The organism is Sphingobacterium daejeonense (assembly GCF_901472535.1).
Taxonomy (GTDB): domain Bacteria; phylum Bacteroidota; class Bacteroidia; order Sphingobacteriales; family Sphingobacteriaceae; genus Sphingobacterium; species Sphingobacterium daejeonense.
Map to the genome: position 1 here is coordinate 855,470 of NZ_LR590470.1, position 20,158 is coordinate 875,627.

The following is a 20,158-nucleotide window of genomic DNA, read 5'->3' on the forward strand; positions in this document are numbered from 1 at the left end:
TGGCGTTAATTGAGGATATAATTTCTATTTTTGGTTATTAATAAGATTTATGCTTTACTTATACGCGAAAGCGATACATATCATTTTTGTTATTTGTTGGATGGCAGGTTTGTTTTATATGCCTAGATTATTCGTTTATCATACCGAGGCAAAACAAAAGACTGATATTGAATACCAAGTATTGCACAAACAGTTTGTGGTCATGGAGAACAGGCTGTGGTGGGTTATCACAACTCCAGCGATGTACCTTACAATAGCATCAGCCCTGGTGATGTTATATGTAAACCCAGCATTGTTGACTGCAGGATGGATGCAAGTTAAGTTATGTTTCGTTGCTGCACTTGTTCTCTATCATTTCAAATCCCAGCAAATCATGCATCAGTTAAGAGATGAAAAATCAACATGGACATCCACTCAATTAAGGATGTGGAATGAGGTGTCTACCATTATCTTATTTGCTATTGTATTTTTGGTCATCTTGAAATCCGCTTTTGGATGGATTTTTGGCGTAGTGGGAATTGTAGGATTAGGAATTGTACTCATGATACTTGTTAAGCTCTATAAAAAATACCGGAAGGCCAAGGGTGAGCAAGTAGATTAATCAATATATTATGAAGAAATTACTTTGGATTTTATGTGCTTTTATTTTTCCATTAGCTCTTAATGCACAAGAACACGACTGGGCTTTTGGACTTTTTGGTGATCTAAAATTAGATGATGCCGCTTATGATGCTAGTTTCGGGGTACAAGGTAAATATGACTTCAGCAACCATCAGTCTGTTCAAGCTCAAATCCACGGGAGGGGTGATCTTTTGGCTGTAGGTGCCGATTATTTGGTGAATATCTTTGATAAGGAAAAATCGAATTTCAATATTTTTCTAGGAGCAGGCCTTGGTCAAGAATTCTTTACCTATGACTATTCAGTGGAAGGACCTGATGACCAACCTATCCGTAGGAAAGAAAATTTTACGAAAGCTAATGGTCAGGTAGGATTGAGCTATTACTTTCCAACCGTAGACCTATCCTTATACACTGCTTATAAACTGAAGTATCAATTTAAGGATGGGATCACCGAGCCTAACTATGTCATGCTAGGTTTAAGATATCATATCTGGTAATGTTTTGGAGGTTAGATTCCTCCAAAACAGATATATTTTACTTCTATATATTCGTCTAAACCGTATTTAGATCCTTCTCTTCCGAGTCCTGATTGCTTAACTCCTCCAAAAGGAGCGGAGGCATTTGAAATCAGTCCAGTATTTACGCCAACCATTCCAGCTTCTAATTGTTCAGAAACCCTGAAACATTGATTTACATTCTCACTGAAGAAATATGATGCCAAGCCAAAAGGAGTGTCATTAGCTAATTTAATAGCTTCATCTTCAGTTTTAAATTTAAACAATGCACATATAGGTCCAAAAGTTTCTTCTGTTGAAATCACGCTATCCTTTGGCATATCGATCAATACGGTAGGTTCATAGAATAGGCCCTTTATTGGTTTGCCACCTGTTGCTACTTTTGCTCCTTTGTCAATGGCATCTTGGACATGTTCTTCAACCTTTTTCAAGCCTTCAGAATTGATCAATGGGCCAACTTGTGTTCCTTTTTTAAGACCATCTCCAACAGCTAAGGCCTTAACGGCTTCCGTTAATTTCGTGCTGAATTCCTTGTAGACTTCTTCTTGAACATAAAATCTGTTGATGGACACACAGGTTTGTCCTGTATTTCTGAATTTTCCTGAAACAGCACCTTTTACTGCCTTATCGATATCTGCGTTATTAAACACAATGAATGGAGCATTTCCACCAAGCTCTAATGATATACGCTTGATAGTTGAAGCGGCTTGTTCCATTAACGTGCGCCCTACGGAAGTAGATCCTGTGAATGATATTTTTCTGATTTTTTCATTGGTTGCCAATTCCTTCCCAATTCCTTTGCTATCCTTAGAGGTAATAACATTGAATACCCCTTTAGGGATCCTGCTTTATCGGCTAACTTAGCTAAAGCAATTGCTGAGAATGGAGTTTGTGAAGCTGGTTTTAATACTACTGTACAACCTGCTGCCAATGCTGGTCCTACTTTGCGTGTTATCATAGCCAATGGAAAATTCCAAGGGGTAATGGCTGCCACCACACCAACACCTTGTTTAATGGTTTGCATCCGGGTATTGCCTGCCAAAGAGGGGATAGTTTCTCCATAAGCTCTTTTTCCCTCTTCTGCAAACCAGTCAATAAATGAATTGGCATAGTCTACCTCTGTCAATGATTCTTGGAGAGGTTTACCACTCTCTAAGGTCATAATTTTCAGCAAGTTCTTGTTTGTGTTCGTTGATTAAATTATAAAGATTCCTGAGCATCTTGGATCGTTCGCCTACAGGGGTTGATTTCCAGACTTCCCAAGATTTATGGGCTGTATCGATGAATTTCTGACAATCCTTAACAGTTAAGTCTGGCAATGAACCCACGGGTTTTAACGTGGATGGATTGATGACCTCAAATGTTTTTTTGGAACTGATAAACGCTCCGTTTAGATATGCTTTTTCAATTAATAGGGAATTCTTCATAGTCTATTTTTTTATCGAACAATTGGTTTAAAGAAATGTTTATTCTAAAGTAGAACCATGGGGTTCAAAAACAAAATGGAGGTATAAAACCTCCATTTCAATATTATTAAAGATTATTTAGGGAATGTCCCATTTTATCTCTTTTTGTTTTCAAGTAACCTTCATTATATTTATTTGGAACGATTTCGATAGGCACATTGTCTACCACTTCCAAGCCGTATCCAATTAATCCAGCACGTTTTGTTGGGTTGTTTGACATCAATTTCATTTTGTCACGCCCATATATCTCAATATTTGTGCTCCGACACCGTAATCACGTAAATCAGGTTTAAATCCTAATTGAAGATTTGCATCGACAGTATCTACACCATTTTCTTGAAGCTTATAGGCCATGTAGCTTATTCACTAATCCTATCCCTCTACCTTCTTGATTCATGTATACAATAATACCTTTACCTTCTTTTTGGATCATTTCCATAGATTTATGAAGTTGCGGTCCACAGTCACAACGGCAAGAACCAAAAATATCACCTGTCACACAAGAGCTGTGCACTCTCACCAAGATAGGTTCATCTTCATTCCATTCACCTTTGTAGAGTGCCAAATGTTGTTCGCCAGTATTCTTTTGAGTGAAGGCTTTCATTTTGAAATCTCCCCATTCCGTTGGCATTTCAACACTTACTTCTTCTTTAATTAGGGTATCATGTTTCAGGCGGTACTCAATTAAATCCTCAATGGATACTATTTTCAAGTCGAAACGTTCAGCTACTTTGATTAAGTCTGGTAAGCGTGCCATTTCACCATCATCCTTTAAGATTTCAACAAGTACACCTGCGGGTTCAAATCCTGCCAAACGAGCTAAGTCTACAGATGCTTCTGTGTGACCTGTTCTTCGCAATACGCCCCCGTCTTTAGCTATCAAAGGGAAAATATGACCTGGACGACCTAATTCCTCCGGTCTGATATTTGGATCAATTAATGCTTTAATGGTTTTTGAACGGTCTGAAGCAGATATTCCTGTGGTACAGCCATATCCTTGAAGATCCACAGAAACAGTAAAATTAGTTTCATACACCGCAGTATTGGTATTTACCATCAATCCTAGGTTTAACTCCTTACAACGCTCCTCAGTTAAAGGTGCACAAACAAGGCCTCTACCATGGGTAGCCATGAAATTTATGATTTCTGGAGTAGCATTACGTGCTGCAGTGACAAAATCCCCCTCATTCTCACGGTCCTCATCGTCGACAACAATAATGACCTTTCCTGCTTTAATGTCCTCGATTGCTTCTTCAATCGTATTTAATTGGATTTTCATTTGCTTTTAATATTGTTACAAAGGTAGGGCTTATTAACCATTATTTTATAAGTATGTTGTCATAAATCTTGCCTCTACACTAAATACATACAGGGGAAAACTTATTTAAATTGGTTTGACAAATCATTTGTTGTTTAAACAATCATTTCACTAAAATTAGAATATTCTCTTATAAAATCAAAATCTGAAAAGAATTAAGATGAATGTTGAATCCTGAACTCTTGTGGTTTAATATGATAGTGATCAAAATAAACCTTAGAGAAATGATGAGAATACTTAAAACCTGTCAAGAAAGCAATTTCCTTAATTTCTAAATCAGAATTTAATAAGAGATATTTTGCACGTTTTAATTTTTGCTTTCTAATATAACTGAATACAGTATCATCAAATAAATCCTTGAACGCATTTTTCAATTTATATTCATTGATTCCGAATTTTCGGGTCAAAGTTTTTAAATGTAATTCTTCATGAAAATGCTCATCCAGGTAACTTTTTATATTTAACATAATTTCAATGTCATTCTGCGACCATTTCACAGCGTTTAGCTGATTGTTTGCGCCGGCAAAAACAGTAATGATCAACTCTAGAGCTTTTGTCCTTATAAACTGTTTGGCAAATTCAGATTGATATCGATGATTCAGCAACTCATCGATTAATTTTTTTTGATGTTCATTAATCACTGATGCCTCACGGTAAAAGGTGTAATTCTTTAACAAAAAATGCTCTCGTAAATGCTTTTCAGAATAACCTTGAGTTTTAAGTAATTCAAATAAATAATCTTCCTCAATATGAATTCCAAGACTTTTCTAGAGCTGTTATACGCAATATATCCATTGGTCTTAGGGATATTGATAAATTGGTAATGGTTTCCTGGAATAACAATAGATTTATTGTTGACACTTTCAAAATTAGAGTTTCCTTCTATTTCAAACTGTACTTTGATCATTGGAAACTGGTGGTTCACTCTTAAGAGAAAGGGTTGATGTAGCTTCCACTCTTGAAAACTGACGGTTACCATGTCATCATGATACTTCATTAATTTGCCTTCAAAAAGTTCGTTATTAATTAATTTGAGCTCAAATCCATGGGTAAGTTGTTGATGATCAGAGGAATCTAAAAGTTCATGTAAATGATCTTTGCCATAGAGTTCTTTTAGTGTCACTGTCTTCATTTTATCCTTTATATGTTGTCTTATATCCCTTAAATGTTATCACTGGAATTTCAAATGTAATACTTTTGCCTCATTATTTATATTTAATCTAAATAAGTTTTATATATGTTTGGAAATTTTACTCAACAATTTTTAAAGGTTACATTAACGATTTCTATCTTAATCTTAATTCCAATTGTTTTATTAGCCCAACAGACGGGCATCATCCAAGGTGAGGTTTATACCATTGATGGTAAACCATTATCCTATGCTTCCATCCGCTTAAAGGATACACGTTATAATACAGCCGTAGATGAAACGGGACATTATACATTAACTGCTCCTGTTGGCAAATATGTTCTACAAGTAACTTATGCAAATTATACGGTCGAAGAAGTTCCTGTAACCATTCAATCTGGACAAACTTTGCAAGTGGACCGTATAACGGTACAGTCCAATTCTACGCAATTAAGAGAAGTCATTGTATCGGATATCCAAAGGAATAAATACGCAAGGAAAGAAACTCAGGATATCGCGAGAATGCCCTTGGCAAATCTAGAAAATCCACAAGCATATAGTGTCATTACAAAAGAGTTGATCATGGAAACGGCGGCAACAGATTATGTTTCTGCTTTAGGTCAAGTTCCTTCAGCTGTAGTTTCCAATGGTGTTAACGACAGTGGGAATGGCATATTATTGCGTGGTTTTTCGACTTTTAATTCAGGAATGGTTAGGAATGGCCTTCCGGTGAACACGAGAGCTGTATCTGAAATATTCAACTTAGAGAAGGTTGAAGTATTAAAGGGTCCTTCTGCAACACTTTTTGGTGCTCAAGTAACTTCATACGGTGGTGTGGTTAATAACGTTACCAAGAAACCATTCGAATCCTTCAGGGGAGAGGTAAGTTACATTACCGGAAGTTTTGGTATGAACAGGTTGACCGCAGATGTTAATGCGCCGTTAAATAAAGACAGGACAGCATTGGGACGTTTCAACGTCATGGGAATGACCAATGATGGTTTTCAAAATGAAGGTAAGAGCAAGGCTTTTGGATTTGCGACCAGCTTATTGTTTAAAGCTGGAGCAAAGACCAATGTAAGGTTTGATGCTGATCTGTACAATTCTACAAAACCATTGGTAGCCTATTTACGAAATACAAATAAATTAACCATGTCAAATATGAAGGAATGGGATCTACCTTATGATCGATCCCTTACTTCAAATGATATCGCCACCAATAGGACCAACATTAACATTGGTGCCGAGATTGAGCACCAGATTTCAGAAAATTGGACTTCAAGAACTTCTTATTTGTACAATAACGCAGGAGACAAGGGTTCTGTATTTATGGTTCCCATGATTGTTGATGACAACAGAATTGAGCGTCGGTACAGAATATTTGATGATTACAGTCTGAATTTTTCCGTAATTCAGCAAAATTTCAATGGTTCTTATAAAGTAGGATCAGTAGAAAATAAGGTATTATTGGGGCTTGATGCGACATTCTATACCAATAAAAACCTATATATGGTTCCATTCTTCGCTATCTATGACACGGTTTCTGTGAAGGATCAGGTTTGGAAACCATTGACTCGTTCTGAGGTTGATCTTTCCAGAGGTGATAGGAGTTTTGGTGATGGTATTGATGATAGCAAGTACAATGTATCTAGTGCTTATCTTTCTAATGTTACAAATATCTCGGATCGATTTTTCGTAATGCTGAGTGCTAGGGTTAATAGATTCCAACAAGGTACCATTAAATCTTATAGTCCGGGGCAGCCTGAAATAAAAGACGAGAATGGTAAGGTAGAGCAAAGAGCAACACCAGAATCTTATACCGAGACTGAAGGCTATACTCAAGTCAATGTTTCTCCCAAAATCGGACTAGTATATCAACCTATAAAAGACAAGGTTTCGATTTTTGCGAATTACATGAACAGTTTCACGAACATTGCTGCATCCAGAGGTATTGCCAATATTAATGATGATCCTGAACAAGCGGATATTATCAAGTGGAAACCAGAGCAAGCAAACCAAATTGAGGCCGGTGCAAAATTCGAGCTGATGGATGGTCTTATCAATGCTACGGTTAGTTATTACAACATTAAGGTCACCAATAGGCTGATGGAAGTAACCACTGGGGTTAACATTCAGGACGGAGAGCAGAAAAGTGAGGGATTTGAAGTAGACCTCATTGCAAACCCTGTAAGAGGTTGGAATATTATTGCAGGCTATGGATACAATGATAATAAATATGTGAAGAGTGAAGAAGGTATCCTTGGGAAAACACCGGCATGGACTCCAAAACATGTAGCTAATTTATGGACATCATACAAATTCTTGGACAATGGAGTGAAAGGGTTGGGATTTGGAGCCGGATTTAATTATGTAGACAAAGTATTGATGAATATTGCAGATGATTTCTATATCCCATCTTACGCAGTAATTAATGGTACTGTATTTTATGACCAGCCCAAATACCGTATAGGTGTAAAATTAAACAACATTGCTAATATAAAATATTGGGATATGTATGGCAAACCGCAAAGGCCATTCGAATTCTTAGCTAATTTATCATTCAAGTTCTAATTTGATTTTTCTAATGCCCAACTACTGCGAGGAGAAATTCTTGCGGTAGTTTATTTCTAATCACCTATCAAGACATGCAAAATTTCGAACTGAAAACAAAACCTAAGCCAGTCAGCAGTGCTGCACCTCCTAAAAAGAAGGGTAAAAATTGGTTTACCCGATTAAACGCTTGGTTACACCTGTGGCCATCCATAGTTTCTGGATTGATTGTAGTCTTTGTATGTCTTACAGGGACTATTATCGTTTATTGCGATGAAATATTGGAACTTTCAGCTGGTGATGCCAAGTATGTGGAATTGGGAGGTCCTAAAGCTACTGCGGATCAAATGATGGAATCTGTCCAGAAATTTAATCCTAACCTTGAAATCTCTCAATTGGTTTTTTTCAATGATCCTAAGAGATCGGTTAGGGCTAGAGCTTTCAATGAGGAAACCAAAAAATTAAATCTTATCTATATCAATCCCTATACAGCTGAAGTTTTGAAAGTCGATTATACCATACATTTCTTCTTTGTAACTGCGCATCTTCATTCCAATCTATTGGCGCATGCATTTGGAGGATGGGTTGTTTTAATTTCTACCGTAATCTTTCTGATTAGCTGCATTACAGGATTGATCTTGTGGTGGCCGAAAAGATGGACGAAGAAGGCAAAACAGGATAGTTTCACGATCAAATGGAAAGCGAAGTTCAAAAGATTGAATTACGACCTTCACAATGTTTATGGATTTTATTCGCTGTTGTTGTGTTTTATTCTAAGTGCTACAGGCATCATTATCTTTTTTCATGGCTCCTTAGGCACGGCTATTATCACGTCATTTGGCGGGTCTGATGAGCATCTGGAGGCTGCATTGCCTGCAGAGGATAAATCAAAGACTTCCTTGGATCTTGCTCAATTTGCTTACCAAGCCTTGGAAAAAAATCCAGATAAGAAGAATGCATCCATTTGGCTTTATAGTCTCGATAATGTTGGTGCATATACCTTTCAGATGGGGGTATCAGGTTTAAAAAGCACGGAAAACCTAGGTATGGAAGTCTATGATAAATATAACGGTCAACATATTGAGGTTGAAAGGCCATTTGTCCTACATGAAAAGGTAGAGAACTATGTTTGGCAATTGCATATGGGCCAATGGTGGGGACAATTCGGGAAATTATCAACGTTCTTGGCGGGGGTGATTGCCACTTCATTGCCAATTACAGGATTCTTAATCTGGTGGGGCAGAAGAAAGAAAAAAAAGAAAGTATCTAGAGCTTAACATCTTTATCTATGAAAACAATAAGCCATTCCATTAAATATAATCTATATATATGCTATTACGTCTTAAACTATGTGCTTTATTGTTGTTGTTTTCAACGGTCCTTTTTGGACAAAGCAAAATTGAAGGAATTATCCATAACGAAGAAAATTCTGCCGTCAGTCAGGCTACCATTATATTGAAAAACCCTTTATCAGGAGATGAAAAATCAGTCAGTTCTAAAGATGATGGAAGTTTCTCTCTGGAAATCAAACCTGGAAGGTATGATCTGAAAATAACTTTATTGGGTTATTCCGAATTTCAGAAGAAGGATTTGGATATTCCCAATAATGGTTTGAAATTGGGAATTTTACAATTAACAGCAATTTTTCAGAACATTGAGGAAATTCAGGTAACAGGTGAGCGCAAGCTTATTGAGAGGAAATCGGACCGTATGGTTATCAATATTGAGAATAGCGTTTTGTCTGAAGGTATGACGGCTCTCGAAATACTCCAACGAGCACCTGCTGTTAAAGTGGATGATGATGGGAATATCAGTATGCGCGGGAAGTCAGATGTTGCAGTGATGATCAATGGAAAATTATCCTATCTATCACCAAAAGATTTGGCTACCCTCTTAAAGGGCACTCAGTCATCTTCCATAAAAAGCATTGAACTGATTACAAATCCATCGGCGAAATATGATGCTCAAGGTATGGGCGGAATGATTAATATCGTGATGAAAAACGGGAAAAAGGCAGGCTATAACCTTTCTGTGAACAGTTTTGCTGGTGCCGGCAGAAAAGAAAGATATGGTGCGGGGTTCAATTTTAATAGCCAAATCAATAAATGGAATTTTAGTGCCGGTTATGATAGGGGGTATCGTGGGGAAAGGGAATATCGAAACTTTGACCGTTTCTTTGAGAAAAATCCCAATGATAGCCAAGCCAGGAAATCAATGCAATATTCTCAGACGGACGAACCTCTGGAAACTAACAATGCAAAAGTTGGAATTGATTTTCAAGCCTCTGAAAAACTTTCTATGGGATTAGCTTGGTCAGGCAGCTTCGGAACTTATAAGAATTTCAATAACGGCTATAATAATATACTGTTTCTCAATGATGAAATGATATCGAATTCACTGACTGATAACAGCAATGTGAGCAAATGGAACAACCATACTGTTATGGCAAATATTCAACATTCGATGGGAAAGAAGGAGCACCTTCTATCTGCTGATTTTGAATATATGAACGCAGATTATAAAGCCGATCAGGAGTTGAAGTCAGATTTTCAGAAGACAGCCTACCAGCCTAGTTTCTTTTCTCACAGAAAAAATAAAACACCATCATCCACTAAGCTTTATGTTGGTAAGTTAGACTATTTGCATCATCTAGGTGAACATCAGAATCTAGAGGTAGGTTGGAAAAGTAGTTTTGTTAAAGCAGATAATAATGCTATCAATGATACATTAAGAAACGGGCAATGGGTAAATGACAAAAGTACCAGCAATCATTTCTTATATGAGGAGAAAATTCATGCTGCCTATGCCAACTATCTTTTGGAGGCCAATGATTGGAATATCACTGCTGGACTGCGATTTGAGGCGACCAATGCTTTAGGCAACCAATTGACCAATGCAGTTGTTAATGAGAGGAATTATAGCCATCTTTTTCCAAGTGCTTCTGTGAGCAGGAAAATCAACGATATGCACAGTTTGCAGGTCTCCTATAGCAGAAGGATCAATAGGCCGGATTATGAAAACCTTAATCCATTCCGTTATTATGTTGATGCCTTTGTGTTTTTTGAGGGGAATCCCTTGTTGCAACCTGAACTTGCCAACTCATTTGAACTGAATTATTCATTTGGCAGAAACCTTCATGCCTCTTTCTATTATACCGATGTGAAAGATGTAATGACCAGTGTCCTCACTCAATTGCCGGAACAAAATGTTACGATCAGGTCGATTGCAAATATTGAAAGTTTTAGAAATAAGGGTTTAAATATAAATCACACTTATTCTCCTGTTAGTTTCTGGACGACGATTAATAATGGAAACGTGTTTGAAAATCATTATTTCGGATCTTTCAATAACGAGAAAATCGATAACCGGGAGTGGTCTTATTCCTTGCAGAGCACCCATGTTTTTAAATTTCCGAAAAGCTGGTCTTTTGAACTGAATGGGCAATATAATTCACCCCAGACTGATGGTGTATTTCGTCAGAAAGGGAGGGGGTTTGTTTCTGCTGGAGTGATGAAATCGGTTTGGAATGATAAACTATCCTTAAAGCTTGCTGCCAATGATATATTCAAAACTATGAACTATCAAGCAGAGTCTCATATTGGAGGTGTAAGAATGCATCAAAAATTCAACTTGGATTCTAGGACCATATTGTTTTCAGCGACATTGAAAATAGGGAAAGAGATGAGCAAAAAGGGAAGGCAAAAGAGTGCTAGCGATGAGCAGAGCAGGGTTCGTGGAGGAAATTAATTTGAAGTATATAGTTAACATGAAAATGGGCTTCGATTTTGAAGCCCATTTCTTTTATTTTACAAGATTTTATGCAGGAGAACTTTTGTTCTCTTTGATTTCTTTTTTCTTATTGAAGAATCCGATTATTTTGTTCCATATTGCCTGCGCCTTGATCTTATATTGATCGGCATCAAATAATGCGGAATCGGAGGTAGATTTATAAGTCAGGAATATTGCCAATGGCGTCAGTACAATGATGGCCATCCACATACCCCACATAGGTGTAAGACTGGCATCTTTTGCTGCCTTTTCGGACACTGTAGCTATGACGTGGTAGATTAAGAAAAATATAATCGCCATAACAACGGGTAATCCCAAACCTCCTTTGCGGATAATTGCACCCAATGGTGCTCCAATGCCAAACAGTAATAGACAGGATACTGCGAGTGTGAATTTTCGGTGCCACTCAATGTCGTAACGGATATCCTTTTCAGCATACGGGCTGAACTCTGCCTCGCGGTTTACGGCCATATCTTTGATCTGCCGTGCTTGGCTCAATCCATTGTTGATTGCCATCCGCATCTGACCATTTTTCTCTAGATCGGGCAATCCTACCTTTGCCTTGGTCTGACCTGGATTGCCATTCCTGAAATAATCAGAATAATAATTGACATATCGCTTGGCTTCGGTAGAATTAATGCGTTCCAGGCTGTCGATCTGAATCCTGTTGGAATCCGAGTACATCCTGAGTTGTTTCAAGTTCAACATCTGATGATGGGACCTAAACAGTTCCTGGTCGGTCCTGTTCATGGCAAAACTGCCCATGTCAAATTTGGTGGTAGTCTCTTTAAACCTGAATCGGGTGAACTGTTGTCTAGGATCGTATCGTTTTGCGTTCTCAGACCTTGAGTCTTCGTATCTTACTCCATCCTTTAATTCCAAAACCATATAGTTATTATCCGCTGAATTCTGGATGTACCCCTCTTTAGCGAAAGTTACGTTAGTTGCAGTACCACCAGAAGGATGCTCATAGATCATCAGGTCATGCAGAGTTGTACCATCTTCACTCTTTCCTTTCGCACGGATGGAATAGCCAGGGATGGTATTGTTGAAAACGCCAGGTTTAATAAAGAAATCGGCTTTTTTCTTTCTTACATCATATAGCAAGGATCCCATTTTCAAGTTTACCACCGGTAGGATATAATCCGAAAAGAGAAAAGAACCTGCACTGAACAGCCCCACCACAATAAACAACGGAGTCATTGCCTTACGTAAGGAAACTCCGGCAGCCTTAATAGCGACAAGCTCATAACTCTCACCCAAGTTTCCGAAGGTCATGATGGAAGACAAGAGCATGGATAATGGCAATGCCATCGATAGCTGGACAGCACATTGATAACTCAACAGTTCCAGAATCACATACCATTGAAACCCTTTACCAATGAGATCATCAATGTATTTGAATAAAAACAACATCAACAATACAAACATGACAATAAAGAAAGTCACCAAGAAGGGCTTTATAAATGCTTGTAATATGAGTAAGTTTACTTTTTTCATGTTAACTAATCTGACCAATTTTCACGCTTGAAGACTCAATTGTATGGTCCTGATGCAAATATACGCTTTTTGTATTCTGAAAAATGTTAGAAAATCGTTAAACGTTTCCTTGATCTTTCCAGTGATATCTTGAAATACAAAGAGCCCCTAAACATAGTCTAGGGGCTCAGCGATTAAAATCTTTTTTATGCTCCAATAACTCTTTGTAGGTACCCAATAGAGTTATTCCAGATTAGTTTTCTGTCGTCCAGATTGTCTTCTTTTACATAATCCGTTACGCTTAGCGCTACATCATTTGTCAATTCATCTTGGATAATTTCAATTTCAAAGAAATAGGGGTTCATCATCCAGCCACTTGAACTTGACACTTTTGTTTTCTTTTGTTGCAATCAGCTTTGCACGGTGAGACTCGTTGTCCCAAATAAATTCATAAATACCATCGTGATAATTCACATCATCTGCAAACCATTGAGCAAGTTCATTTGGCTCCTGGAGGTAAGGAAAGAGAATTCTAGGTGAAGAATTTAATACATATTCTAAATTTAATTTAATCTTTTCTGCCATATGATATTTATAAGTAGATCTATTTTATTCTTGTTAGTAATCGCTTAGCATAATTTCATGCTACTTTTTGTAATAATAATCATTTAATCCAATATTCAAAAAAATCTAATTAAAATCTTTATTCACAAAAACGGCATTATTAACAGTTTTAGGGCGTTGGTAAGTTTGTGAGGTAATGAAAAATAGGGTTATTATTCCATATGCTATCTTTTTGACTATAAATTGGTTGTGAATTTTCGGGTTTGTTTGGATGAATTATCCTCTAAAATTGTGTAAAATATTCTTTGATAATTATTCCTATTTGCTATCTTTGCATACCGAAAAACGGCGGGGTAGCTCAGATGGTTAGAGCGCAGGATTCATAACCCTGAGGTCGGCAGTTCGATCCTGCTCCCCGCTACCAAAGTTGCGAAAGAGGTAAAATCCAGTCCTAATTCTGGTATACCTCTTTTTTTATTGCTTATAATTTGCTGAAAATAAGCTATATACGAAAAGAACTTATTTATTCGTGGGGTTCGACATTCATCTGTTTTCTTGCTATACGTTATACCCTTGGGGAAGAGCAAAAACTGTATGCGCTTCTTGGTGTTGTAGTCTGCTGAAACCCACTTTAAAGGCAATTCAAGGGCGATTTTGATAGCGAAACCCACGCTTTCATCGAGGTTCGACACTTGTTTAGAGAGTCTCATGAGATTCTTCTCGATTTCAGCTTTTTCTTCATTGTACTTGTCCCGGTACTTGTGGTACAGTTCACCGCCAATTTCTTCTTCGATATATCGTTCTTCCAGCCTATCTATCTTCTTTAAAATGTCCGAGTGTTGATTCTGTAGATTTCGGTATTCGTCCTGATCACCAGCGGTCAATTGATTGAATGTAGCGACAGCCTGCTTAGTGATCGCTTTAATCATGTCCTTGGCTTTATCTACCTTAAACGTGTGTAGTAGCTGCTCGAATAGATTATTAAGGGCATTTGCACTCTTATTGTTATTACAGGCTTTCGTGTTACATTTGTAATAATATAGATTCTTCCGCTTTACAATATAGCCACGCATCGGCTTTCCGCAATGATCGCACATTAGAAAACGTTTCAATGGTATTTCAGCGTTTTCCTCATTGATTCTGTAACCTTGTGCGTTTTCTTTTAGCAGTCCGTTGACCTTAAGGAAGACTTCTTTGGATACCATCTGCTCTTGGTTGCCATTTACAACTTCTCCCTCAAGCATGTTGTGCACCATCTTACCGCAGTAGAAAGGATTGCGAAAAATCTTGGACAGGTGCTGATGACAAACTTTTAGTCCTTTTTCCTTAAGTCTTACCCTTATCTCTTCAATTGATAGATTATCGAATGCCTTCCAGTAGAATGCTTGTCGGATGAGTCTGCCTTTTTCGTTAATTATAATCTTTCTTTTGCCGTTCTTACGGACGGCATCGAAACCCATAGGTGGTTTGGTTGGCCAATCCCCATCTAAAAGCGTATCTCTAATCCCGTCCATGCATTTTTGCCTGCGTAGCTTGTTGTCGAATTCTCCAAATAAAAAGAGCATCTTCTGCTGCATCTGTCCCGAGGCACTGGATGTATCAATGGGTTGTGTTACAGATACGATCTCGATGCCGAGACGACGTAGTTCGTTGGTGAGCCAAATGGAATTGTCATTCCGTGAAAACCGTTCAAGGCTGTACACAAGAATATATGATATCTTCCCTTTGAACCTTTTTACGAAGGAGATCATAGCCGTAAACTGCTTCCGCTCGTCGGTTTCGGCGCTCTCATATGTTCCTCCGAATGTAGCGGCGATGTTATATCGCATTCTTTCGGCATAGAGCGTACAGGCTTTTAATTGGGTAGCAAGGCTTAAATTGTCCGCCTGCTGTTGACTGCTCACCCGAGTATAAATCACGCAGTCCTTATTGGTTTTCATTGCCTTAGGTTCTTTTTTTCCTTTGGCAAATGTGTCGAAAAATAATGTATCTGACATAAACTTATTACTTAAAATGTCGGTGTTAAACAATACTCTAATATACTAAAAATCAGTATCATTACCTTGTTTTTCCTTATCTTTTTTGTAATAATTGAACGCAATATCGACAAACGTTTTTATGGTATCAATCGCTTCTTCTGCTTGTTCGTCCGTAAAATGAGCAAACATCGGAAGCGACTTTAGTTCTTCTGCAGTTAGGTCGTGTTTTCTCGTTATATCTTCTTTGTCAACATATTTCATAGGATGGAATTAGTGGTAAGGACGACGGGCATATCACCATCAGAAAGGGAACTAATAACCTCATTTATTTGATATGCAGGTGATTATTGTTTATATTTGAGGTATAGAGAATTAATTTTAAGGCTATGAAGACATTTATTCATTTGTGCATTACCAGTTTCATAGGTACTGGTGCCTTTCTTGCAGCTCTGTCAATGTCAAATCCTTATCCGGCTTATGCCGTTGGGTTTGGGGTATGGATTCTGTTTTTTTGGAGTTTGTCAAAACGCTCTCGTGCAGCTTCCCGTCGTAGAGAGACAGATCGGATGTTTGACGCTTGGTTGCGTTCACAACAACGTGGAAGATAATAGTGAAACTGAGGAATGAGGTCGTTTTTGCTACCGTATTTTTATTTTCAGAAAGTTTTCATTAATGCCAGAGGATGGCATTTTTCTTTTTGCCAGTAGGAATCTATCTTCTGTGGCCATGAGAGTTAGTTAAATTGTCTCTTTTTTGTTCCAGTATATGCTGAAGCATTGCGATATCGATTCCGTAAATCGGTTCTTCTAATGTTACTCCAATTTCTTCAGCTCTTTCAAAATCATCTTTATCAAGTCGTACGTCTTCCAATTTCCCATGTTCATAGTTTGCCTCACCAAAAATTTTCCTCCCGAACTCTCTATAATGATGCATGAACCCAACCTGATAGTGGTCAGCAATCTCTACAAGGACTTCCGTATTGGGAAATGAATGTGTCTCATAATAAATTGCTGAACCTTCCACGCTGATGTTAATGAAATGACCTTCATCTGCTGGAATAAATGGAGGCAGCTGTCCAAAGCGGGTTTCTTTTTCAAATAAAGCCATTGCTTGGAATATCCAATTTATTTCATCGATTTTCTGGCTTTCGCCGATGAACTGTACTATATTATTGCACCAGTTAGCCATACGTTTATGATTTGATATAGTTAATTATTTGGTGGGGTTGCCCAGGTGTTGAGTGGAAGAATGAATTATAGGAGCATTTTTCTTTTTGCAAGTTGGATTCTATCTTCTGTTGCCATAAGAATTATTTAGCTGATCCTTTTTCATTTCCAACATTATTTCCAAAATCTCAGCTTCACTGTCGTAGTAAAATCCCTCAAACATATATGCCTGCTCTTCCAGATCATAGTTGAATTGTTCGAAATCTTCTATATCCAACCTCACATCGGTCAGCGTACCATATTCATATTTTGCCTCTCCGAAAAGCGCATGTCCAAAATCGTAGTATTCAAGTAAGAACCCAGCTCGGAACCGATCAGCTATTTTTACAAGAACTTCAATATTCGGTTCTGATTTTGTCTCGTAATAGAAGCACCCTTTTGAAAAATCAATTTCAAACAGGTAACCTTCACCATCGTCATTTATAAATGGAGGGATCTGACCGAGTCCGCTTTCCTTTTCTAAAGCGGACATGGCTTGGAATAACCATCCTATTTCTTTGAGCATTTGGGGTTCAGCGTTAAATCTTACCGAATTGTTGCAGCGGTTTTCCATAATTAAATAAGTTAAAGAGTTGAATGGGGTGATTTTGAATTGGATTGTTTCTCTTTTGCCTAAAACTTAGCTACCTTTTATAACCTTTGGAGTTGTCCAATTGATCTTTTTTCCGCTCCAATAAATCCTCAAGAAGTTCTTCTTCACTTTCGTAAGATGTTCCCATAAATGTGAACAAACCCTGTTCGTCTGTTTCAAATAGTTCAAAGTCTTCTTCCTCGAGTCGGACGTCTTTCAACACCCCTTGCTCATAGTTCGCTTCCCCAAAGATGTCAAATCCGCGTTCCGAATATTCATGTGTAAAGTCAACCTGATAGAAGTCGGCAATCTGCACAAGAATGTCTGTATTAGGCACCCATTTGGTTTCATAATATATTGTTCCGTCTTCGGTATAGATATCATGGCAATATCCCTCTGCGGATTGTATAAAAAAAGGTAGCTGACCTTCGCGTGTTTCTTTTTCCCGAAGCGCCATTTCGTTGAATAGTTGTTCAATTTCTTCAAGTTTATTGGAATCTCCATTAAAAAATACTGTGTTGGTACACCAATTCGCCATAGTTTGATAAGTTAAGTTCACTTTTTAGCGACCTGACCGTCCGATGGACATCGGTCTTTCGATAGACAATATGTTGATTTGGGAAGCGCTGAAAACGACATATTCCACTTCATCATCGCCTAAACTTGAAATAATACCATCGTAACCAGCCTCGATCATAAGTTCATGCGCATCCTCACTGTGAAGGCAGTCGTACATCTCGCCAATCTCCCCGAGGCTGATCTCATCGTAGATGTTCTGTAGTGCTATAGCGCTGTCAAGCTTTTCTCCGGTCAGGATTTCCCAAATGATAGATGCCTGGTCTTTCTCATCAAAAATCGAATGTAACCTAAGATCTATGGGGTTGTGTACGGAAAGGTTTACGGTGAAGATAGTGTCGCCGAACAGGAGTGCATTTTCTTTTTTGTCGGCAAAGAAAAAGCCGTGAACAGTATTATCCCACGCAGTATTACTGCCTCTGTAGGAATCCTCGAACCTGTCGAAGTATGCTTCCGTTCCATGATAGAATACAGCATCTGGGTCAATTGCTAAGTGCTTATTCATAAATTAATAGTTTTGTTAGGTTTTTTAGCGATTGGAATGCCCCAATAGACATAGGTCTTTCAATGGAGTATATCAATCTGTGCCAGCGTTGCTTTACCCCCAAAAGTTATCTTCAATTATTTTCAATTGTTCGCCTATAGGATAATTGGCAACCAGCACTTCAGTCTTGGTCTTTTGGTCACCTCCCTTTGCATTGACAGAAACCTTGCTATTGCCAGACCATTTCTGCCAGCCATGTTTATTGGTGTATCTTTCGAGCAACGGAGAGGGATAGGAAGAAAGCAGAAATTTGCCCTGTATCCTGCTAAGAAGATCGAGCAGTTTTTCGTAGTCTTCCTCACTATAGCCATCGTAATGTCCGCAGTCGCTGTTAAAATATGGAGGGTCACAATAGAAAAAGCTTTCCGGAGTATCCCTACTTTCTATTACATAGAGGGCATCGGCACATTCCAGCTGGCATCGCTGCAAACGGATAGCCAGCATTCTGGTAAAGCCATCCTTTTTGGTATTGATCTTTTTTGGAGGTGGTATTACCTGTTATGTCATATCCCCAATTACTATCAATCATACCGCTGAACCCCTGTGTACTTAATATCCACACGGCCCAGGCACGTTTGACATCATTGAACATATCGGGATTGTTGTAAACTACCGATGCCTTTCGGTGCAGATCCCTGCTGTGCAAACTGACACGGATTTCTTTTTCCAGACTTATAAAATCCTCTTTGGTCACCTTGTAGAAATTTATAAGTTCTCCATTTGTGTCGTTGATGACCTCTACTGCGGAGGGTTTCTTGGCAAAGAAAATTGCTGCACCACCCACAAAGGGTTCGCAATAGAGGTTGTGACGGGGTATCAGGGATACGATACGGGCGGCGAGCTTTTGCTTGCCGCCATAATAACTGATGGGTGTTCGTAACCTTAATTTGCTCATGGATAAAAAATTGTTTAATGGGTCATAAAATGTCATTGATGGTAAAGTCAACCGGCGATCCCTCTACGATCAAGGTGACACGGCACTTGAGTTCCGGTTTACCCATGCTGTGGACGAGAAAGCGCTTGCCGTTAAGGTGATAGTATGGAGAGCCGGATTCGAGGTTTAGGGTGGCAGCGCCAGATGCCCGAATCCGGTCAATGCGTTGGAATAGTTTTTTCATGCGAAATGGTTTGATGTTGGTTTGTTCTCAGTTATAGGATGTTCCTGCGCGTCGGATGAGGCGTAGTCTTAAAGTGCACAGGTATGGCTTTAGTGGACGAGCGTGCGCTTTATGTCTACGCGCGCGTGCCCGAAGGTTTGCGGACGTCCAGTCGCTGATACGCACCCGGCGATAGCGTGGTGCGCAGCGACAAAGACGAGCCGCAGTCCTACCGGGCAAGGGGAAGTATCTGGCCTAACGGCTTCTTTTCGTTTCCGTAGAGGAGTCAGTCGTTTCCCATGGCCTGCATATGGCATTGTCAGAGATCCCATTGTTGGTTTCCATCAGTCTGTCTATCCTAAAGGATTGTTTTTTGAGCAGGCATGCTATCACGCCGAGATCTCGCAGGTCAAAAGTACGATGGTAGAGCAGCTCACCGACCAACAGCTCAGCGTTATGGAAGTCATCCTCGCTCGACAAATTGTTGATCACATTGCGGATTCTCTCAGCTGCCTCCGACACAGGTTCATGCTGTAAGCAAGTGTAGGAAACCGATTCGGTGGGTTTACCTGCGATTTGGTATATCAGCGTGTAACTGACATCAAATCGTTCGGCGATAGCATTGAGATCTCGGATCGGTGGTGTCCATGGTGATTTGAACTTGACCTTATCCTTGAGGACAGCGGTGTCCAAAAAAAGGAGGTGCCTTGTCGCCGAATACACGGAAGTGATCC

The 20,158-nt window shown here is 38.8% G+C and carries 21 protein-coding genes, 1 tRNA gene and 2 pseudogenes; 6 read left to right on the forward strand and 18 right to left on the reverse strand.

The features are described from left to right. Positions 1-49 precede the first annotated feature (49 nt). Together hemJ and FGL31_RS04065 are read left to right on the forward strand one after the other, a co-directional pair. Positions 50-601 (forward strand): protoporphyrinogen oxidase HemJ, encoded by a 552-nt coding sequence (hemJ, locus tag FGL31_RS04060; RefSeq protein ID WP_138089772.1) that lies wholly within the window; start codon positions 50-52, stop codon positions 599-601. A gap of 10 nt (positions 602-611) precedes the next feature. Continuing rightward, positions 612-1,118 (forward strand): outer membrane beta-barrel protein, encoded by a 507-nt coding sequence (locus FGL31_RS04065; protein WP_099369534.1) that lies wholly within the window; start codon positions 612-614, stop codon positions 1,116-1,118. 11 nt (positions 1,119-1,129) lie between these two features. On the opposite strand, the pseudogene FGL31_RS28745 reads toward FGL31_RS04065, so the two are convergent. The 5 genes and pseudogenes from FGL31_RS28745 to FGL31_RS04085 all read right to left on the reverse strand — a co-directional run bounded on the left by FGL31_RS28745 (position 1,130) and on the right by FGL31_RS04085 (position 5,052). Continuing rightward, positions 1,130-2,298 (reverse strand): annotated as a pseudogene (locus FGL31_RS28745) (NAD-dependent succinate-semialdehyde dehydrogenase). Continuing rightward, on the reverse strand, positions 2,279-2,563 hold the full coding sequence (locus FGL31_RS28755) for an aldehyde dehydrogenase family protein (protein WP_317130956.1): 285 nt from the start codon (positions 2,561-2,563) through the stop codon (positions 2,279-2,281). Before FGL31_RS28755 ends, FGL31_RS28745 begins: the two are co-directional and overlap by 20 nt. Before the next feature lie 106 nt (positions 2,564-2,669). Continuing rightward, positions 2,670-3,881 (reverse strand): annotated as a pseudogene (locus FGL31_RS04075) (bifunctional 3,4-dihydroxy-2-butanone-4-phosphate synthase/GTP cyclohydrolase II). Positions 3,882-4,075: 194 nt separating this feature from the next. Continuing rightward, positions 4,076-4,597 carry a helix-turn-helix domain-containing protein gene (locus FGL31_RS04080; RefSeq protein WP_138089773.1) on the reverse strand — a complete coding sequence of 174 codons (522 nt, stop codon included), beginning with the start codon at positions 4,595-4,597 and terminating at the stop codon, positions 4,076-4,078. Next, positions 4,591-5,052 carry a hypothetical protein gene (locus tag FGL31_RS04085; RefSeq protein ID WP_138089774.1) on the reverse strand — a complete coding sequence of 154 codons (462 nt, stop codon included), beginning with the start codon at positions 5,050-5,052 and terminating at the stop codon, positions 4,591-4,593. The genes FGL31_RS04080 and FGL31_RS04085 overlap by 7 nt, the downstream gene beginning before the upstream one ends. 105 nt (positions 5,053-5,157) lie before the next feature. On the opposite strand from FGL31_RS04085, the gene FGL31_RS04090 reads away from it, so the two are divergent. The 3 genes from FGL31_RS04090 to FGL31_RS04100 all read left to right on the forward strand — a co-directional run bounded on the left by FGL31_RS04090 (position 5,158) and on the right by FGL31_RS04100 (position 11,346). Further along, the gene (locus tag FGL31_RS04090; protein ID WP_138089775.1) at positions 5,158-7,620 is read left to right on the forward strand and encodes a TonB-dependent siderophore receptor; all 2,463 of its coding nucleotides are present in this window, start codon (positions 5,158-5,160) and stop codon (positions 7,618-7,620) included. Between the two features lie 74 nt (positions 7,621-7,694). Beyond that, on the forward strand, positions 7,695-8,876 hold the full coding sequence (locus tag FGL31_RS04095) for a PepSY-associated TM helix domain-containing protein (protein WP_138089776.1): 1,182 nt from the start codon (positions 7,695-7,697) through the stop codon (positions 8,874-8,876). Between the two features lie 52 nt (positions 8,877-8,928). Beyond that, a complete protein-coding gene (locus tag FGL31_RS04100) occupies positions 8,929-11,346 on the forward strand; it encodes an outer membrane beta-barrel family protein (RefSeq protein ID WP_138089777.1) in 2,418 nt (805 codons plus the stop codon). Between the two features lie 69 nt (positions 11,347-11,415). Here the strand turns inward: FGL31_RS04100 and FGL31_RS04105 are convergent, their stop codons facing one another. From FGL31_RS04105 to FGL31_RS28765, 3 genes are all read right to left on the reverse strand, one after another. Further along, positions 11,416-12,888 (reverse strand): LptF/LptG family permease, encoded by a 1,473-nt coding sequence (locus tag FGL31_RS04105; protein WP_138089778.1) that lies wholly within the window; start codon positions 12,886-12,888, stop codon positions 11,416-11,418. Between the two features lie 185 nt (positions 12,889-13,073). Next, a complete protein-coding gene (locus tag FGL31_RS28760) occupies positions 13,074-13,235 on the reverse strand; it encodes an START-like domain-containing protein (protein WP_317130957.1) in 162 nt (53 codons plus the stop codon). Further along, complete coding sequence (locus FGL31_RS28765; RefSeq protein ID WP_317130958.1) at positions 13,213-13,452, reverse strand: START-like domain-containing protein; 240 nt, start codon at positions 13,450-13,452, stop codon at positions 13,213-13,215. Before FGL31_RS28765 ends, FGL31_RS28760 begins: the two co-directional genes overlap by 23 nt. Before the next feature lie 326 nt (positions 13,453-13,778). Here FGL31_RS28765 and FGL31_RS04115 point away from each other — a divergent pair. Next, positions 13,779-13,855 (forward strand) — tRNA-Met (locus FGL31_RS04115). Here FGL31_RS04115 and FGL31_RS29595 read toward each other — a convergent pair. The 10 genes from FGL31_RS29595 to FGL31_RS04160 all read right to left on the reverse strand — a co-directional run bounded on the left by FGL31_RS29595 (position 13,812) and on the right by FGL31_RS04160 (position 19,904). Next, on the reverse strand, positions 13,812-15,428 hold the full coding sequence (locus FGL31_RS29595) for a recombinase family protein (RefSeq protein WP_394366176.1): 1,617 nt from the start codon (positions 15,426-15,428) through the stop codon (positions 13,812-13,814). The two genes, FGL31_RS04115 and FGL31_RS29595, sit on opposite strands and share 44 nt — an antisense overlap. Positions 15,429-15,473: 45 nt before the next feature. Further along, positions 15,474-15,671 (reverse strand): hypothetical protein, encoded by a 198-nt coding sequence (locus tag FGL31_RS04125; RefSeq protein ID WP_138089779.1) that lies wholly within the window; start codon positions 15,669-15,671, stop codon positions 15,474-15,476. Positions 15,672-16,121: 450 nt separating this feature from the next. Further along, complete coding sequence (locus FGL31_RS04130) at positions 16,122-16,598, reverse strand: DUF1281 family ferredoxin-like fold protein (protein ID WP_138089780.1); 477 nt, start codon at positions 16,596-16,598, stop codon at positions 16,122-16,124. A gap of 99 nt (positions 16,599-16,697) precedes the next feature. Beyond that, positions 16,698-17,189 (reverse strand): DUF1281 family ferredoxin-like fold protein, encoded by a 492-nt coding sequence (locus tag FGL31_RS04135; RefSeq protein WP_138089781.1) that lies wholly within the window; start codon positions 17,187-17,189, stop codon positions 16,698-16,700. Between the two features lie 70 nt (positions 17,190-17,259). Beyond that, positions 17,260-17,745, reverse strand: a complete 486-nt coding sequence (locus FGL31_RS04140; protein ID WP_138089782.1) for a DUF1281 family ferredoxin-like fold protein — start codon at positions 17,743-17,745, stop codon at positions 17,260-17,262. A gap of 24 nt (positions 17,746-17,769) precedes the next feature. Beyond that, entirely contained in the window at positions 17,770-18,288 is a 519-nt protein-coding gene (locus FGL31_RS04145) for an ADP-ribosyltransferase-containing protein (protein WP_138089783.1), read from the reverse strand. A gap of 93 nt (positions 18,289-18,381) precedes the next feature. Then, positions 18,382-18,756 carry a DNA adenine methylase gene (locus tag FGL31_RS27480; RefSeq protein ID WP_197734088.1) on the reverse strand — a complete coding sequence of 125 codons (375 nt, stop codon included), beginning with the start codon at positions 18,754-18,756 and terminating at the stop codon, positions 18,382-18,384. Beyond that, a complete protein-coding gene (locus FGL31_RS27485) occupies positions 18,704-19,222 on the reverse strand; it encodes a DNA adenine methylase (RefSeq protein WP_197734089.1) in 519 nt (172 codons plus the stop codon). The genes FGL31_RS27480 and FGL31_RS27485 overlap by 53 nt, the downstream gene beginning before the upstream one ends. Positions 19,223-19,244: 22 nt before the next feature. Next, entirely contained in the window at positions 19,245-19,445 is a 201-nt protein-coding gene (locus tag FGL31_RS04155) for a hypothetical protein (RefSeq protein WP_138089784.1), read from the reverse strand. 234 nt (positions 19,446-19,679) lie between these two features. After that, positions 19,680-19,904 (reverse strand): hypothetical protein, encoded by a 225-nt coding sequence (locus FGL31_RS04160; protein WP_138089785.1) that lies wholly within the window; start codon positions 19,902-19,904, stop codon positions 19,680-19,682. Positions 19,905-20,158: the final 254 nt, after the last annotated feature.

Bases quoted from the DNA above. Each gene is read 5' to 3' on its own strand.
- hemJ (WP_138089772.1), top strand. From the start codon at position 50: ATGCTTTACTTATACGCGAAAGCGATACATATCATTTTTGTTATTTGT.
- FGL31_RS04065 (WP_099369534.1), top strand. From the start codon at position 612: ATGAAGAAATTACTTTGGATTTTATGTGCTTTTATTTTTCCATTAGCT.
- FGL31_RS28755 (WP_317130956.1), bottom strand. From the start codon at position 2,563: ATGAAGAATTCCCTATTAATTGAAAAAGCATATCTAAACGGAGCGTTT.
- FGL31_RS04085 (WP_138089774.1), bottom strand. From the start codon at position 5,052: ATGAAGACAGTGACACTAAAAGAACTCTATGGCAAAGATCATTTACAT.
- FGL31_RS04090 (WP_138089775.1), top strand. From the start codon at position 5,158: ATGTTTGGAAATTTTACTCAACAATTTTTAAAGGTTACATTAACGATT.
- FGL31_RS04095 (WP_138089776.1), top strand. From the start codon at position 7,695: ATGCAAAATTTCGAACTGAAAACAAAACCTAAGCCAGTCAGCAGTGCT.
- FGL31_RS04100 (WP_138089777.1), top strand. From the start codon at position 8,929: ATGCTATTACGTCTTAAACTATGTGCTTTATTGTTGTTGTTTTCAACG.
- FGL31_RS04105 (WP_138089778.1), bottom strand. From the start codon at position 12,888: ATGAAAAAAGTAAACTTACTCATATTACAAGCATTTATAAAGCCCTTC.
- FGL31_RS28760 (WP_317130957.1), bottom strand. From the start codon at position 13,235: ATGATGAACCCCTATTTCTTTGAAATTGAAATTATCCAAGATGAATTG.
- FGL31_RS28765 (WP_317130958.1), bottom strand. From the start codon at position 13,452: ATGGCAGAAAAGATTAAATTAAATTTAGAATATGTATTAAATTCTTCA.
- FGL31_RS29595 (WP_394366176.1), bottom strand. From the start codon at position 15,428: ATGTCAGATACATTATTTTTCGACACATTTGCCAAAGGAAAAAAAGAA.
- FGL31_RS04125 (WP_138089779.1), bottom strand. From the start codon at position 15,671: ATGAAATATGTTGACAAAGAAGATATAACGAGAAAACACGACCTAACT.
- FGL31_RS04130 (WP_138089780.1), bottom strand. From the start codon at position 16,598: ATGGCTAACTGGTGCAATAATATAGTACAGTTCATCGGCGAAAGCCAG.
- FGL31_RS04135 (WP_138089781.1), bottom strand. From the start codon at position 17,189: ATGGAAAACCGCTGCAACAATTCGGTAAGATTTAACGCTGAACCCCAA.
- FGL31_RS04140 (WP_138089782.1), bottom strand. From the start codon at position 17,745: ATGGCGAATTGGTGTACCAACACAGTATTTTTTAATGGAGATTCCAAT.
- FGL31_RS04145 (WP_138089783.1), bottom strand. From the start codon at position 18,288: ATGAATAAGCACTTAGCAATTGACCCAGATGCTGTATTCTATCATGGA.
- FGL31_RS27485 (WP_197734089.1), bottom strand. From the start codon at position 19,222: ATGAGCAAATTAAGGTTACGAACACCCATCAGTTATTATGGCGGCAAG.
- FGL31_RS04155 (WP_138089784.1), bottom strand. From the start codon at position 19,445: ATGAAAAAACTATTCCAACGCATTGACCGGATTCGGGCATCTGGCGCT.